We start from the raw sequence: 223 nt of genomic DNA, 5'->3' as shown, positions 1-223 counted from the left end.
CGTGTCTCAGTCCCAGTGTGGCCGATCACCCTCTCAGGTCGGCTACGCATCGTTGCCTTGGTGAGCCGTTACCTCACCAACTAGCTAATGCGACGCGGGTCCATCCATAAGCGACAGCCGAAGCCGCCTTTCAATTTTGCACCATGCGGTGCAAAATATTATCCGGTATTAGCCCCGGTTTCCCGGAGTTATCCCAGTCTTATGGGCAGGTTACCCACGTGTT

1 rRNA gene is annotated in these 223 nt (G+C 55.2%); it reads right to left on the bottom strand.

The annotated features are described in order from the left end of the window. Positions 1-223: ribosomal RNA gene (locus MR063_RS21700) — 16S ribosomal RNA — on the bottom strand; the annotation flags it as partial.

Origin of the sequence: Bacillus cereus group sp. BfR-BA-01492 (genome assembly GCF_022662815.1) — a bacterium.
Lineage (GTDB): Bacteria > Bacillota > Bacilli > Bacillales > Bacillaceae_G > Bacillus_A > Bacillus_A cereus_BD.
This window is presented reverse-complemented; position numbering and strand designations above follow the sequence as displayed.